Genomic DNA, 14,970 nt, shown 5'->3' on the forward strand with positions numbered 1-14,970 from the left:
ATTTTATCGAATGTTGACGAAAATGACCAATCTGATCTATTGGTAAAAACGGCCTTTTCACATATAAAAAGCTGATTATCCCCGCACATCTCTCCTTGCCCAACATATACTTTTACAGAAGCCCAATTCCTAGGAATGGAGTTGAATCCTCTTGCATTACAGTTACTATCCCTATCCGGTGCCATACCGGGAAGATCCTGTTTTGATTCGGAATTTGCAGAAGGCCATCAACGGAGAATTCAGTGCAATTCAATGCTACCGCAGGCTTGCCGAACTAGCCGACCGCGATGAAGTCAGAAAACAGATTGAAGAAATCAGACGTGACGAGATCCGCCACCTTCGTGAATTTTCTACACTGTACGGATCGATTACCGGCAAGCACATCATGCCGAAACAAACGGAAGAGTGCCCGGACCATTTCACGAGAGGACTGGACGCCGCTTTTAAAGATGAACAAGAAACCGTCGACTTTTACTTGCGTGCAGCCGAGGAAACGTCAAACTTAAAAGCGAAAGGCATCTTCACGCGCGCCGCACGTGATGAGCAAAATCACGCTGTTTGGTTCCTATACTATCTGGCCAAACGTTAGATATACCCGTTTTAGGGTATATGTACATATCTCCTCAGCTAAAAACACATTCCTCCGTTTTTTTCAAATGCAGCCGGGAAACATAAAACCATACATTGCCATACAGGGGGAATCAACCATGGAGCAATATTCAGAAGCTTGTATTGAGGCTTGCATTGATTGTATGGAGGCTTGCAATCATTGTTTTACAAAATGTTTGGAAGAAAGCGCGCACCACGATCTCAGCGGCTGCATCCGGCTTGACAGGGAATGCGCGGATATTTGCGCCCTGGCAATCAAAGCCATGCAAACGAACAGCCCGTTTTTGAAAGAAATTTGTGCACTTTGCGCCGATATTTGTGAAGCGTGCGGCACTGAATGCGAAAAGCATGATCACGATCATTGTCAAGCATGTGCGAAAGCCTGCTTCGCCTGCGCTGAACAATGCCGCAGCATGGCGGCGTCTTAAAAGACGGAGAGGGTTCAATGATTGAACCCTCTCTTTTTATTTGGACAGCCACACGGAGTACAAATCAATCCATCCCTCTTCATCAAGCACCAGGCCTTTTACATTGTTACTTGATGTCACCTGTAGCACATTTTGATACAGCGGAATTGCATTCAGCTCCTGTGTAAGCTGACGGTCAATGTCACGCAGGATATTCATTCTCGAACAGCGGTCAGGCATGGAAAACATCCGCTCTATCATTCCCGAGCAGAATTGTGTCAGCTTTTCAGATAGATGCTGGCACAAGAAACTGTTCTCCGACAGCAGCAAATGCAGAAAACCAAACTCGGTATCTTGATAAAACGTCGCACTGTCATGAATGATATCCGCCATCTGCACGACTTCCGGCCGTCGCAGATCATCAGCATCACAGAATCGAAGTGTAAGCTTGATCCCGTGTTGGGCGCACATATTTTGAATCCATTCGGCGTCCTCACGATGATCCGTTTCCGAAAAGGTATACAGCACCATTGTTTCGCCCTCGTATCCGCTTTTCTTCAACAATTCAGATGGCGTAACGCCCTCTAACTCAAAAGAACTCGGATGCCAAAACGACGTAACCGGGATTCTTCGGTGCCCTCCCGCTTCACGAACGAGCCGTTCAGAGGAAATCAACAGCCGGAGCGCTTTTCTAAAGCTTCGGTGCTGAAGAGGCCCCTTCTTTTTCAGATTGAGCGACAAATACTGGACATGCCGCTCATCAAAAACAGTTTGCTGCTCAGGACATGTTTGTTTTTCTTGAATGGTAAATCCGTTCATCTCACCGGCTTGTTCAGAAAACACAAACTCCACGCGATCCAAATAGGGGCGCCCCTTAAAGTAGCGCTCATAGGCTTCAAGCACAAGCATCCAGCCGTGATGCTGATTCACCCGAAAAGGCCCTGTTCCATTGATCCCGCCGTCCTGTTCGGCCGACAATATGGACAGCCGTTCGTCACAAAGAGCATACGGCAAAAACTCATTCGGCTTATCAAGTATGATCTCCACACAATAAGGGCCCTTTTCTAAGACTTGTTTCACTCCGTGCAGCAGCCATTTATACGGGTTGTCAGCCAGTTCCAAAAAGCGCTGAAACGTAAACGCAACGTCCCGCGATGTCAGCAGCTGCCCATTATGAAACGACACACCTTTTCGAAGAAAAAATCTCCACCGTTTTTTTCCGTCCTCTTCCCATCCATGAACCAAATGAGGCTTCGGCTCCTGCATATCCGGATCAAACGTGAGAAGCGTATCAAATATCTGTTTGACGAAATGGCCCTCAGACCGCAAAAATATTTGGCATGGATCAAAACTGCTGGCAGATTCAGGGGAGATGAACATCCGGAGAACATCCTTTACCCCGTCCCGGCCGGACTCTGTCACAAAACCAAATACCTCAGAAAACCACATACCATATTCATTTTGAAGCTCCGGAAACGCGGACTGATACTGCTGAAGCAGCTCCTGTGCCTTTTTAAGCTTTCCAGCCATGGTATATTCCTTGGCAGTTTGAAGAAGCAGTTCCTCAGGCCTCCGAAGAAACGCGATTTTTGATTTACGCCCACGCCCCGCCCCGCTTTCCCGGGTAATCCAATTGCTGTTCTCCATCTTATGTAAAATGAGCTTTGCATTTCTTTCCGTACAAAATAAACTGGCGGCAATCTCAGTGAGCGTCATTTCGTTCATTTGCCCATACTCAACCCGTCCTGTTTTTACAAGTGCCACGTAGTGCTCAATTAGCTTCAATCCCCGCACCTCCCGACAAAAGGGGAACTTTTATCTCTTCTTTTCTTCACTTTTTGGGTCGCCGCCCCTTCTATACACTACTACTATATCAAACACCGAAAGGCGGCGATCACATGCTGACCAGCTTTCAATCTATTAAATCAAGATATACCGCTCCCGTTTGGCTCCGCTTTTTCGGCGAAATGCTGACAAGCCTGACAGGTGCAATGATGGGACCTTTTATGGTGCTGTATCTGCATGAACAATTAAACGGCAATGTCATGATGCCAATGCTGATCATCAGCCTTCAGCCATTTTCTGATCTTTTCCTGACGCTCGCTGCCGGACGGGTGACGGACCAGCTTGGTCGGCGTACAGCGATTTTGATCGCATTGCTTCTGCAATCATCTGCAATGACAGGGTTTGTATTTGCTGAGCATGCGTATGTTTTCGCCATTCTTTATGTCGTGAATGGCATCGGAAGATCGTTATACATTCCCGCTTCCCGCGCCCAAATCGCTGAAAACACGCCAGAAAGCAGACGTTCGGAAGTATTTGCGGTCATCAACGCGATCTATTCAGCCGGCCTGACGGCAGGGCCGCTGCTCGGAATGCTCCTGTACAAACAAAATCCTGAATGGATATTCGCTTTAGATGCCGCAGCCTTGTTCATCTACTTTCTGGCAGCTGCATGGAAACTTCCTGAGACAAAGCCGCAAAACACAGCTGTGACACAGGAAAAGTCTGCGAGCTTTACGATATACAGGCCCGTCCTGCTTCTTTTGCTGCTTTCTCTCCCCATCAGCATGTTATATGCGCAAACAGAAACAACATACCGACTGTTCAGCAAAAATATGTTTTCTGATTATCTGTCCATGCTGACCATCTACTCAGCAGCAAAGGCTTTATTCAGCTTTGTTTTCCAGGTTCCTCTTGTCAAAGGGACTGAAAAGCTTACAATGAAAACGATTCTTTTCATTACTTATATCTGCTACTCCCTTGCGGCTGCAGGCTTTGCATGCTCAACATCCCCGACAATGCTTTTAGTGACGGCAGCGGTGATGACGGTTGGCGAAAGCATCGGATTAACTCACATCCAGACCTTCATCTCAAAATTGGCACCGCCTCATTTGCTTGGCCGGTTCTATGCTGTCTATGGTCTGCATTGGGATATATCCCGCTCAATCGGACCGCTCGCGGGCGGGCTGATCCTGACATCGTTTGGCGGAGAAGTGATATTTTACGCCCTTGCCGTGTGTCTGCTGGCAGCGGGTTTATGCCTGACTTACACAATAGAGAAGCTCGAACATAAGGTCATAAGAAAAGTGAATCACTAATAGAAAATAATTCATAATTTCTTTATCAACAAAAATATACTATAGTAATAAATACATTCACTACGTGAACAATTGGAGTGTTACGCGAAAAGGAAGAAGGGTTTACATTGAAGAAAGACGAAAATCTCCTCAAAGATCTATGGTTTATCGCAATCAGTGCAGCCGGGGGGTTTATTCTTTCATTAACCGGAATATCAATTGGATGGATGATCGGAACGCTGATTGTCGCCTGCTGCCTCGCCATGATACGGCCGGCATGGCTGATGATGGCACCAGACCAAAAAGGAATTAACCGACGATGGCTCGCCCTCGGGCAGATGATCCTCGGCATCGAATTGGGCCAAAAGCTGAATTTATCCGTTCTCTCTGTTCTCAAAGACCATTGGTTTTCAGTCGGCGTTATGCTGATATTGTCTATCCTGCTGGCCATGCTGTCAGGATATGTGCTTTGGCGTTTCAGCAAAACGGATATGATGACTAGCTTTGTCGGCACAGCTCCCGGCGGGCTTTCCGCCATGCCGAGCATCGCACAGGAGGTCGGCGCCAACACCGCCATTGTCAGCCTCGTGCAAATGATGCGGGTGCTGCTCGTGGTCCTTTCCATTCCGTTTTTGGTTATCATGATCTATACAAAACAAGACAGTTCCACAAGTGCTGCGGCAGGGCTTTCTTCAGCAACGACAGATTTTAGGCTCGCTCCCGTTTTGTGGACCGTCATTCTGATTCTCGCTGCCTGGGGAGCCTGTAAAGCGGCGAAATGTTTAAAGTTTCCGGCTCCATGGCTGCTTGGCAGCATGCTTGGTGTAGCAATTGTACATGTTGGCGGAGCTGCGGCGATAGGGCACGACATGACGGCATGGTGGCCGTCACAAGCGAACCATGTATCACAAGTATTTCTCGGGGCAACGATCGGCTCTAAAATGTACAAAAGCATGTTTGCCGGCGTCACCCGCATTATCATCGTCGGGTTTATCTCGTCCGTCGGTTTAATCGCAGCTATGTTTTTGAGCGCCGTGATCGTTTCCGAACTGACAGGAATCTCGCTCATCACCTCTGTTCTGGCATTTGCGCCCGGCGGGATTGCAGAGATGGCGACGACGTCAGTTACATTACATGCTGATTCCACCTTTGTCGTTGCGGTTCAGGTCATCCGCGTCATCCTTGTCATTGCCCTGCTGCCGCCGTTTTATCGTCTGCTTCACCATCTCCATGGTGAAAAAAAAGGAAAAGAGGGCTCGATCAGCAGCAATGCATAATTGGAAACAAAATCCTTCCATGATACACTTATAGCAGATGGGGAAGGAGTGACTCTTTTGCTGCGCGACAATCCAGAGAAGGCAATGCACTTATATTATGGCATATGCTTAGGAATCTGGCTGATTTATAATTTGGTGGCAACCGGCTCCCCCGGACTGCCGCTTACGATTTTAGTCGGAGGAAATTTGATTTACCTCATCATCCTGAAAAAGAAAGAAAAAACGTAAAAAACACGCACCGCAGTGCGTGTTTTTTATTTGAAAATGCCGGGAAGGCCTCCTTCAATTTCTTCTGACGTCGGATACCATTTTGTCACAAGATCACGAAACAGCCGTTCCGCAAAAAGAATTTCCTCCTCGGTATAGCGGTCAAAAAATGACAGAAAACGCTGTTCAGCCTTCTGATGATAATATTTGTGCAAATTGTGCAGCTTTTTTCCAGCAGGCGTCAATCGGAAGTAGACTTCCTTTTTATTATCGCTGAGCTGTGTTCTGTGCAGGAAGCCTGCGCCGAGCAATTTTGTGCTGATGCGTGATACAGTCGCTTTTGTCGTATTCATTTTTTCTGCTATCGACGTGACATTGATTGGTTCATTGTCCCCGACACAGGACAGAACATGAATTTCTGTCATCGTCAATTGAGATTTACTCCCGTGCTCTACATCCAGCTTCCTCAATTCGTCGGATAAAAAAGCTTTAATAAGCCCCTCCCATTTCTCCTGCTGATGAATGAGCTCCGCATACAATTCAAAAAGATTACGTTTCGTATGATCTGTGTTCATCGGGTCTTCCATCCTTTTTCATTCGATTGTTTCTTCTATCATACCGTTTTGTTACAGATGAAACAATCGAATTGAATTATACTCGGCTGGTGACGGAAAACCAGCGGCTGATCCCTTTTTGAATCACCTCGGCACAATCGGGCGCTGATGCATCTACCGCCCAGGCTACATGTCCATCAGGACGAATCAATATGGTATGCACATCCCGCAACTTTTCATTCGGTTCTGCAAGCGAGGCGTTTACCGTTCGTAAGCCTTTCACTTTGATATGATCATCAGCTTCCTGCATCAACGACAGCAAAACGAATGTCCCGTTTCGGAGAAGGCTGTACAGCCATTCCGAACTGGCGTCGGAAAGAATCAGCTCCATATCAGGGAGCCTTGCCCCGTTCAAACGATGCGGCGGCATGATGAGATCAGCTTCATATCTGACATCGAGCGCAGAAATTTGCCCCGCTACATATCGATTCACATCAGGGAAGGCCAGCAGCTCCGACATCATCCCCCGCAAATGGAGGCCTGCTTGAGTAAAATCGATCAGCCTTGTCTGTGCCTCCGTGTTCCTCAAAAGCCCTTCAGCTGCCGGGTGCCGCTCGCCATGATAGCTGTCCAAAAGCCATGAAGGCGCAGAGCCCTTGATCGCCGCCGCCAGCTTCCACCCAAGGTTCATCGCATCCTGAAGGCCGACATTCAATCCTTGCCCTCCCGCTGGAAAATGAATATGTGCGGCATCACCTGCTAGAAAGATTCTGCCGTTCCGATACCGTTTTGCTTGGCGCGCGGCGTTTCCGAACCGCGACATCCACGAAGGGTCGGTTAAACCGAAGTCAGTCCCGCAAATTCGCAGAAGGTCAGCTTTCAGCTCCTCCTCAGTCACCGGCACATCTTTCGGCGTTTGTGTGCGATAAGGGCTGACGACAACTACACGGTATTGGCCTGGTGATAACGGAACAATCATAGCACCGCCCTCTTTTGTGCAAAGGGACAGTACTCCTGACGGCGGCGGAGAAAGGAGCACCACATCTCCAAGCGCAGCGGTGACAGTACTGTCTGTTCCCGGAAACTCAATTCCAGCCTGTTTCCGAACGGTACTTCCACCGCCATCGGCACCAACGGCAAACTTACTTGTGATCGTCCGTACACTGCCGTCCCGATCCTTAAAAATCGTTTGCACCGCTTCCCCGTTTTGCGTTACCGCGAGCGCCTCTGCACCCCGAAACACCTCTGCACCCAGACGTCGTGCATGATCTTCAAGCAGCTTTTCTGTTTTGGACTGCGGGAGCAAAAGCGTGTAAGGGCAACTCGTATCCAAGCCTGAAAAATCCAGACGGGTATCCAGCATTGAAAAATGTCCGGAAGGTATCTTGCTTCCCTTGGATACGAACCGCTCTAAAATCCCTCTCATCTCAAGGAGCTCCAGCGTTCGGGGATGCAATGTCAACGCTTTGGAATGTGGAACAGGTTTTTCAAGCCGTTCAATCACACATGTTTTCACCCCGGCCATCGCAAGCTCAGAAGCCAGCATAAATCCGACCGGCCCTCCACCTATAATCACTGCTTCATATTTCATCATCATTCACCACTCCTTTTGTTTCATAAAAAAACGATTAAAACCCAATAAAAATGGACCTTCAATCAAAAAGTATACGAATATTGTTACACTCGTAACAATATTGATTATAGCTCCTTACAAATTTTTCTTCAACACATTTTTCCAAACGGCATACAAAAAGACGCCTCTTCAATTAGCGTCTTTTTATTCGGCATCAGAAATCACACCGACAATATTTTTTTCTCTTATCGGACCAAAATGCCGACTGTCGAAGCTGTATATGCGATTATCTCCAACGACAAAATATTTTCCTTTCGGCACCTTGCTGGTTCCCGTCACATCTTTCAAAGAAAAATCACCTGTTACATGGCTTCCGGCAGAAACGGATTTTAAATGCTTCAAAAATGGCTCAGCAACCTGCTTTCCGTTCACATACAGCTGATCATCCTGATATTTGATCGTTTCACCGGGCAAGCCGATCACCCGTTTAATCAGCACTTTATGATCAGGGCCTTTAAAAAGAACGATGTCAAAACGATGGATGGTTTTAAATCGATGTGAAAATTTATTGACCAACAATTCGTTCCCTTCCTGAAACGTCGGGTTCATACTGACACCTTCTACCTTGTAATCAATAAAGACGGCATTTTTAACCTGAATGGCGAGAACGACGGACACTACACCGGCAAGAAACAAAAACCGTTTTTTCATGTTACTGTCTCCCTCCATCATGCTCACGCTGACTGGCTCTTACATGCAGATGCCGCTCCACCTTTTTGCCGACATACCATAAGACAGTGATCACCAATACGGCGATGACCGTTCGAATCGGCTGTGTAATCAGCGCGTGCAGATCATATCCGATGAAGCTGATCATAAAAATCATGACAAGCTTCCCTGAGGCTGCCGCCAAAATAAACGGCCGCGTTCCGATCCTTGACAAACCGGCAACAACATTCACCGCGGCTGACGGTGTAAATGGAAAACAAAGCAGAAGAAACATGGGGCCGAAGCCGTGTCTTTCCACCCATAACATCAGCTTTCTGACAGACGGATGACTGCGGATAAATCCAAGCAATTTTCTCTGTCCGTATTGACGGACGATCAAAAATACGAGAATGGAACCAGCAGTTGATCCCGCCCAGGACAGGATGAATCCTTCCCATAAGCCAAACGAGTTCGTATTCGCCACCACAAACACGATCAGCGGCAAAAACGGGAGAAACGCTTCAATTAAAGGCAGCAGCACAGCTATGAGCGGACCGAAAGCCCTATAGCTTTGAAATAATTCAGTTAAATGTTCTTGTGTCAAATAGGATAAAAAATGCTCCAACATTTATACTCCTTACCAGGTTTGTCTATCCTTATTCTACACATTATCAGCAGAAAACTAAAAAGTTTTGGTGTTTTTTTCTGTCTTGAAACATTTCACCAGCCGATATAGAATACAAATAGAACAAATGTTCCCTTTAGAAAGAAGGAGTCAACATGCCGAATCTGCAAGAGGAAATATACGATTTAATTGAACGTGCTCTCTTTTTGCCCATGGCCATTACGATTTTTAACCGTGATCTCGCCGCAATTGAAGAAAGCACATTAAAATTGAAGCATCCTTATAAACAGCTTATCAGCGAATCATTAAAAATAGCACAAAAGGATTTGATAGAGGTCAGAAAAGAACTGAGGAAGAGGAAAATTGCGATCCGCGAGATGGAACGCGATGAGGCGTTTACGCTCTATGTATTTGTCATGGACGGTTATGAAGAAAAGCACCGCTATTTTAATCCCCGAATCCGTGAGCAGGTCAGCGAATTATTAACATACTATCTATTTGCCCCGGACAGGACCTGAGCCTTTTGAATCATATTGTCCGTTCCCTCTTCGGGGCGATCCTGATCATAAATTTCAGACAATTCACACTATACAAACAAAATAAATTTATTTATAATTCGAACCACAGCCTTTCACCCCGAAATATGACATGTACTGCCATATCGACGACACCATTTTCAGTACGGCCGGGCTTGTACACCCCCAATCCTAATGAGAAGGAGGATTTTATGAAACTGATTCACGTTCTCGCCGCGTTGCCCTTTATCGGAATCTTACTCGGCATCCCTTTTGCAAATAAAGTGACCCCCTATGTGTTCGGCATGCCGTTTATCCTTGCCTATATTGTGATGTGGGCTCTTTTGACCTCTGCGCTGATGGCAATTGTGTATGTCCTCGACAAGGAAAATAAAAAGGAGGAAGCAGAATGAACGCAGCTCTCATCATCATTTTTGGCGTCCTGCTCTTGAGTATTTTTCTCGGTATACGCGCCCAAAAAGGAAAAGACATGAACCTGGAGCAGTGGACGGTTGGAGGACGCGGCTTCGGAACTGTGTTCGTCTTCCTTTTGATGGCAGGCGAAATTTACACTACTTTTACGTTTCTCGGCGGCAGCGGCTGGGCCTACGGAAAGGGCGGTCCAGCCTTTTATATCATCGCCTACGGATGCCTGGCCTACATCCTGTCTTACTGGCTTCTTCCGGCAGTTTGGACGTACGCGAAACAGCATAAACTGATGTCGCAGTCTGATTTTTTCACAAAAAAATACAACAGTCCGCTGCTTGGCATTCTCGTTTCACTGGTCGGCATCGCCGCACTCATTCCCTATCTTGTACTGCAGCTGAAAGGCCTCGGGCTGATTGTATCGGAAACCTCGTACGGCAAAATCACCCCGACCGCCGCCATCTGGATCGGTGCCATTTCCATTACGGTTTATGTTATGGTTTCCGGCATTCACGGGTCAGCCTGGATATCGGTTGTGAAGGACATCATGATTCTGGTTGTCGTTCTGTTTTTAGGTGTGTATTTGCCAATTCATTACTACGGCGGATTTCAAGACATGTTTCAGCAGATTGAAACGGCAAAGCCTGGCTTTCTTACGCTGCCCGAAACAGGACAAAGTACGGCGTGGTTCAGTTCAACCGTACTCTTGACAGCGCTCGGGTTTTACATGTGGCCTCACACGTTTTCCGCTTCGTATTCAGCTGAAAATCCAAAAGTCTTTCGCAAAAACGCCATCATCATGCCTTTGTACCAGCTGGTCCTGCTCTTCGTCCTTTTCGTTGGCTTCGCGGCTATCCTGCAAGTTCCAAATCTGAAAGGCGCAGACGGGGATCTATCGCTTTTGAGACTGTCCCTGCAAGCATTTGACCCATGGTTTGTCGGAATTATCGGTGCTGCCGGACTGCTGACAGCACTTGTGCCAGGCTCTATGATCTTAATGTCCGCCTCCACGCTGTTTGCAAAAAATGTGTACAAGGTGATCGCACCCCGCACGACAGAACAGCAAGTATCGGCGCTTGCTAAGTTTTTAGTGCCGGTGATCGCGCTGATTTCGGTGTATTTTACCTTCAAAGGCGGGAATACCATCGTTACGCTGCTTTTGATGGGCTACAGCCTTGTCACACAGCTATTCCCCGCCCTTTTGTTCAGCCTGTTCAAGCATAATATGGTGACAAAGCAGGGAGCCTTCGCCGGCATTATGGCAGGTGTTGGAGCAGTTACTTATATTACAATGACGGAAACGACGATCGGCACTTTATTTCCGGCGCTGCCGCAAGCCGCAAAAGACTTGAATGTCGGCATCGCCGCCCTGCTTTTGAATATCACGGTCATGACGGCAGTCAGCCTTATGACAAGGAAGGCGAAAAGCGCTGCGGCCGATCAGGCGGCTTAAGCAATAGAAAAAGCAATCTGGACATCAGATTGCTTTTTCTTATTTACCGTTCACAGGCGATAAGATCTTTATCGCGGTCTTTCTTTTTATTGGCATCATAAAGGTCCTTAGAGACGTAAGGCTTGTACTTCGTTTTTCCGCCTTTATTTTTCACCTTCGATGTGCGGGCCACTCCGCCTTTGTATACTTTGTTTAACTCCTTGCAGTTCTTATAGACCTTCACCTTTGTTTTGGCTTCCGCCACATGGTCAGCTCCGTATGAAAAACCGAAAACGAGACCGAGTGACAGCAAAACCGCCGCCGCTTTTTTCATGACAATTCACTCCCCCAACACCCAATATTTAGTTGATTTATAGCTCGAATTTATCATAATTCATATAGTCTTATTTGACAAGATAAATATGGAAGAAGGGTTTGTTTTTCTTGTTTTCTTTTTCCTTCACTATTCAAACTGCCAACACATGTTTTTCTCCACATGCTCAGGGGTACACATACGAATGTACACCAAACAGAAAAGGAGCGTTGATGATGTCTGATTCAAATCTTACGAATCCTATAAAAGCATTTTTCCATGATGAATTTCCTGAACAATATCAAGAGCCGCCAGGCCTGCAAAAGAACATGAAGCCTCTCCCTGATTGCGGAGAAAAAAGCTACAAGGGGTCAGGTAAACTAATCGGCCGGAAAGCGCTTGTCACCGGCGGCGATTCCGGCATCGGCCGCGCTGCCGCGATCGCTTACGCCAGAGAAGGCGCCGATGTGGCCATTAACTACTTGCCCGAGGAACAGCCAGATGCTGAAGAGGTAAAAGAACTGATCGAAGCAGAAGGTCGAAAAGCAGTGCTGATCCCCGGAGACTTGAGCGACGAATCCTTTTGCCAAGATCTGGTCAAACAGGCGCAGCAGGAGCTCGGAGGACTGGATGTGCTGGCGCTCGTTGCAGGCAAACAGCAAGCAGTCGAAAACATCGAAGATCTGCCTACTGAACAAATCTATAAAACATTTGAAGTGAACGTCTTCTCCCTTTACTGGGTTGTAAAAGCGGCGCTTCCGTATTTGCCGGAGGGAGCTTCAATTATCACAACTACCTCAGTTGAAGGCTATAATCCAAGCCCGATGCTGTTAGATTACGCAGCAACGAAAAACGCCATTATCGGCTTTACCGTCGGACTGGGAAAACAGCTGGCTTCCAAAGGAATCAGAGTGAATTCAGTTGCGCCCGGACCCATTTGGACACCGCTGCAAATTTCCGGCGGACAGCCGACGGAAAACATCCCGAAATTCGGACAAGGCACGCCTCCAGCTCCATTAAACCGCGCTGGACAGCCAGCGGAATTGGCGGATGTTTATGTATTTTTAGCTTCAGAGAATTCAAGCTATGTAACATCTCAGGTATATGGCATCACCGGGGGAATTCCGACGGCATAGCTTTATGAAAGGAGCTGCCCTGCGGGTCAGCTCCTTTCCATTTTTCTAATACCGCTCCCCGAGCTCACGCAAAATAAAATCATAAATCATCTTCGTCCGCTCTTCCTTCGGGTACAGCATAAATTCCTGCCTTTTCGGCACGTGGTGGTCGATTCTGTCCTGGAATTTGGTTCTGAGCCACGCTGTTCGGTATACCTGGTTCTCGAACGAATTATAGGAAATCGGCAGCTCCATCGTTTTCCCATTCGAAAACGTCACTTCCGTATCGTCGAATTCAGTCGCTTTGAATTCTTTTACATGCACATGGGAAATCCAGCCGCATTGAGGTCTTGTCGAAGAAAGTGTAGGGAATAAAAAGATTTGGTTCGAAGGGTCCACCATGATTGGCGGCTTGTGTGAAATTTTTGTCACTTCATAAGTTCCTGCTTTTCTTCCCGCATAGCTTGATCCAAAAAATCGGCAGCTTCTGTCGACAATTTGCAGCGGCTTCATGCTGACATAAAACACACAATCTTTTTCAATAATTTTGGAACAGATTTTGCCGTCTATTTCTTCTGGCAGCACGGCAATTGTTGCGCCGTTCACTTCATACGATTCTAAAGGTGCGTCTGTTTTCTGACTCATATTTTGGCCTCCATCCTTTTTCTGCAAAATTTATACTAATAATCTATCATCTGTTTTTATAAAACGACAGGTTTTTTTAACAATTAAGATAAAATCATCTTTTAATGATATTTAATGGTACTAAATGACTAGTAATAAACCGATTTTACTTTGATTAGACTTGCCGGTTTACGGCATTTTGCAGGATATGTCGATAGATTGCCAAGTATTAGTTGTCTAAAAATTATAAAAATTTATTGATTTTTTCGACCGTTATCCATATACTATAAAAAAGGCATTGGGGGGATTCTTTATGAAAGAGAAAAAATCGTACACTGAGCTCATGAAGTCCCGCAACACGCAAAAAACAAAAGAACTTGATGTCACAATGACGGATGTCTATATTCAAATGGTGCTCGATGAATCCTTGTATAAGCGTCGGCTGGCCATGCTGACGGACCAAATCAACAAAGCCTTGGACGAAAAAGATAAAGATGCGTTTCTGACGCTCTCTAAAGAATATGCAACGCTCAAGCAGAGCGAATAAGCCAATCCTTAAGGATTGGCTTTTTATTATCCATTCACAATGGTTCCGCCATTGACGTGAATTGTCTGTCCTGTGACATATGTGGAATCGTCGCTGGCTAGGTATAAATAGCTTGGCGCCACTTCGACCGGCTGTCCCGGGCGCTCCATCGGCACGTCTGAACCAAACACTTCCACGTCTTTTGCGGCAAAGCTGGCCGGGATAAGCGGTGTCCAAATGGGACCCGGTGCCACCGCATTTACCCGTATGCCCTGCTGAACAAGCGACTGGGAAAGGGATCTTGTAAACGTGACGATCGCTCCTTTTGTCGCTGAATAATCGATCAGCGTTTTATTGCCTTTATAGGCGGTAATTGAAGCGGTATTAATGATAGAGCTCCCTTTTTTTAAATGAGGCAGCACTGCCTTTGTTAAGTAAAACATGGAAAAAATGTTTGTTTGGAAGGTTCTGAGCAGCTGGTGGCTGGTGATTTTTTCAATGCTGGGCTGGACATGCTGCTCAGCTGCATTGTTAACCAATATATCAATGGATGGAAACGCTTGGCTTGCCCGCCCGACTACATCATTGCAAAACGCTTCATCCCCGACATCTCCTGCAATCAGCAGGCATTTTCCCCCTTCCTTTTCTACGTACTGCTTTGTTTCCTCGGCGTCCTGATGTTCATTCAAATATACAATGACCACATTAGCCCCTTCTTTTGCAAATAACACCGATACAGCGCGTCCAATTCCGCTGTCTCCTCCAGTAATAATAGCGGTTTTGCCCTCTAATTTTTTCGCTTTCTTCGGCTTATCAAAAACCGGACGCGGGTCCATGAGATATTCAAAACCAGGCTGCTGGTTCTGGTGCTGGGGCGGTAAAGTTTTCTTTTTTTGATTCGCCAATGAAATCACTCCTTTTCAACCTTATTATGTTATGAACAATGCCTGCTTCCTATGTATGAAAAGATAGAATATGG

At 46.6% G+C, this 14,970-nt stretch carries 18 protein-coding genes; 10 read left to right on the plus strand and 8 right to left on the minus strand.

Going from position 1 to position 14,970, the window contains the following annotated elements; translation table 11 throughout:
• Window positions 1-151: 151 nt before the first annotated feature.
• Together NZD81_RS10300 and NZD81_RS10305 are read left to right on the plus strand one after the other, a co-directional pair.
• A complete protein-coding gene (locus NZD81_RS10300; RefSeq protein WP_103031841.1) occupies window positions 152-589 on the plus strand; it encodes a ferritin family protein in 438 nt (145 codons plus the stop codon).
• Window positions 590-707: 118 nt separating this feature from the next.
• Window positions 708-1,037, plus strand: a complete 330-nt coding sequence (locus tag NZD81_RS10305) for a four-helix bundle copper-binding protein (protein ID WP_052438172.1) — start codon at window positions 708-710, stop codon at window positions 1,035-1,037.
• Between the two features lie 36 nt (window positions 1,038-1,073).
• Here the strand turns inward: NZD81_RS10305 and NZD81_RS10310 are convergent, their stop codons facing one another.
• Window positions 1,074-2,801: an SgrR family transcriptional regulator gene (locus tag NZD81_RS10310; RefSeq protein WP_289860440.1), complete on the minus strand. Its 1,728-nt coding sequence runs from the start codon at window positions 2,799-2,801 to the stop codon at window positions 1,074-1,076.
• A gap of 113 nt (window positions 2,802-2,914) precedes the next feature.
• Between NZD81_RS10310 and NZD81_RS10315 the strand changes: the two genes are divergently transcribed.
• The 3 genes from NZD81_RS10315 to NZD81_RS10325 all read left to right on the plus strand — a co-directional run bounded on the left by NZD81_RS10315 (window position 2,915) and on the right by NZD81_RS10325 (window position 5,601).
• Window positions 2,915-4,117 carry an MDR family MFS transporter gene (locus tag NZD81_RS10315; RefSeq protein ID WP_289860441.1) on the plus strand — a complete coding sequence of 401 codons (1,203 nt, stop codon included), beginning with the start codon at window positions 2,915-2,917 and terminating at the stop codon, window positions 4,115-4,117.
• Window positions 4,118-4,224: 107 nt separating this feature from the next.
• On the plus strand, window positions 4,225-5,373 hold the full coding sequence (locus tag NZD81_RS10320; protein ID WP_289860442.1) for an AbrB family transcriptional regulator: 1,149 nt from the start codon (window positions 4,225-4,227) through the stop codon (window positions 5,371-5,373).
• Window positions 5,374-5,601: a hypothetical protein gene (locus tag NZD81_RS10325; RefSeq protein WP_069149321.1), complete on the plus strand. Its 228-nt coding sequence runs from the start codon at window positions 5,374-5,376 to the stop codon at window positions 5,599-5,601.
• 26 nt (window positions 5,602-5,627) lie between these two features.
• Here NZD81_RS10325 and NZD81_RS10330 read toward each other — a convergent pair whose 3' ends face one another.
• The 4 genes from NZD81_RS10330 to NZD81_RS10345 form a co-directional block, all read right to left on the minus strand.
• On the minus strand, window positions 5,628-6,155 hold the full coding sequence (locus NZD81_RS10330) for a MarR family transcriptional regulator (protein WP_014663451.1): 528 nt from the start codon (window positions 6,153-6,155) through the stop codon (window positions 5,628-5,630).
• 76 nt (window positions 6,156-6,231) lie between these two features.
• The gene (locus NZD81_RS10335; protein ID WP_289860444.1) at window positions 6,232-7,731 is read right to left on the minus strand and encodes a monooxygenase; all 1,500 of its coding nucleotides are present in this window, start codon (window positions 7,729-7,731) and stop codon (window positions 6,232-6,234) included.
• Window positions 7,732-7,911: 180 nt separating this feature from the next.
• A complete protein-coding gene (gene lepB, locus NZD81_RS10340) occupies window positions 7,912-8,418 on the minus strand; it encodes a signal peptidase I (protein ID WP_014663449.1) in 507 nt (168 codons plus the stop codon).
• Between the two features lies 1 nt (window position 8,419).
• Window positions 8,420-9,043, minus strand: a complete 624-nt coding sequence (locus NZD81_RS10345; protein ID WP_014663448.1) for a TVP38/TMEM64 family protein — start codon at window positions 9,041-9,043, stop codon at window positions 8,420-8,422.
• A gap of 152 nt (window positions 9,044-9,195) precedes the next feature.
• Between NZD81_RS10345 and NZD81_RS10350 the strand changes: the two genes are divergently transcribed.
• The 3 genes from NZD81_RS10350 to NZD81_RS10360 all read left to right on the plus strand — a co-directional run bounded on the left by NZD81_RS10350 (window position 9,196) and on the right by NZD81_RS10360 (window position 11,434).
• Window positions 9,196-9,558 (plus strand): YhjD family protein, encoded by a 363-nt coding sequence (locus NZD81_RS10350; RefSeq protein ID WP_069839063.1) that lies wholly within the window; start codon window positions 9,196-9,198, stop codon window positions 9,556-9,558.
• A gap of 209 nt (window positions 9,559-9,767) precedes the next feature.
• Window positions 9,768-9,968, plus strand: a complete 201-nt coding sequence (locus NZD81_RS10355; RefSeq protein WP_003224377.1) for a DUF3311 domain-containing protein — start codon at window positions 9,768-9,770, stop codon at window positions 9,966-9,968.
• Window positions 9,965-11,434 (plus strand): sodium:solute symporter family protein, encoded by a 1,470-nt coding sequence (locus NZD81_RS10360; RefSeq protein ID WP_289860446.1) that lies wholly within the window; start codon window positions 9,965-9,967, stop codon window positions 11,432-11,434. Before NZD81_RS10355 ends, NZD81_RS10360 begins: the two co-directional genes overlap by 4 nt.
• Window positions 11,435-11,477: 43 nt before the next feature.
• On the opposite strand, the gene NZD81_RS10365 is transcribed toward NZD81_RS10360, so the two are convergent.
• Window positions 11,478-11,747, minus strand: a complete 270-nt coding sequence (locus tag NZD81_RS10365) for an excalibur calcium-binding domain-containing protein (protein ID WP_014663444.1) — start codon at window positions 11,745-11,747, stop codon at window positions 11,478-11,480.
• Window positions 11,748-11,962: 215 nt separating this feature from the next.
• Here NZD81_RS10365 and NZD81_RS10370 point away from each other — a divergent pair, with 215 nt between their 5' ends.
• Window positions 11,963-12,862 carry an SDR family oxidoreductase gene (locus NZD81_RS10370; RefSeq protein ID WP_172641290.1) on the plus strand — a complete coding sequence of 300 codons (900 nt, stop codon included), beginning with the start codon at window positions 11,963-11,965 and terminating at the stop codon, window positions 12,860-12,862.
• A 45-nt stretch (window positions 12,863-12,907) separates the two neighbouring features.
• On the opposite strand, the gene comK is transcribed toward NZD81_RS10370, so the two are convergent.
• Window positions 12,908-13,486: a competence transcription factor ComK gene (comK, locus tag NZD81_RS10375; RefSeq protein ID WP_282374146.1), complete on the minus strand. Its 579-nt coding sequence runs from the start codon at window positions 13,484-13,486 to the stop codon at window positions 12,908-12,910.
• Window positions 13,487-13,778: 292 nt separating this feature from the next.
• On the opposite strand from comK, the gene NZD81_RS10380 reads away from it, so the two are divergent.
• Window positions 13,779-14,012, plus strand: coding sequence for an IDEAL domain-containing protein (locus NZD81_RS10380; RefSeq protein ID WP_014663441.1), 234 nt, complete (start codon window positions 13,779-13,781; stop codon window positions 14,010-14,012).
• Window positions 14,013-14,038: 26 nt separating this feature from the next.
• Here the strand turns inward: NZD81_RS10380 and NZD81_RS10385 are convergent, their stop codons facing one another.
• Window positions 14,039-14,896 carry an SDR family oxidoreductase gene (locus tag NZD81_RS10385; protein ID WP_071582267.1) on the minus strand — a complete coding sequence of 286 codons (858 nt, stop codon included), beginning with the start codon at window positions 14,894-14,896 and terminating at the stop codon, window positions 14,039-14,041.
• Window positions 14,897-14,970: the final 74 nt, after the last annotated feature.

It is taken from the genome of Bacillus sp. B.PNR1 (assembly GCF_030386235.1).
Taxonomy (GTDB): domain Bacteria; phylum Bacillota; class Bacilli; order Bacillales; family Bacillaceae; genus Bacillus; species Bacillus stercoris.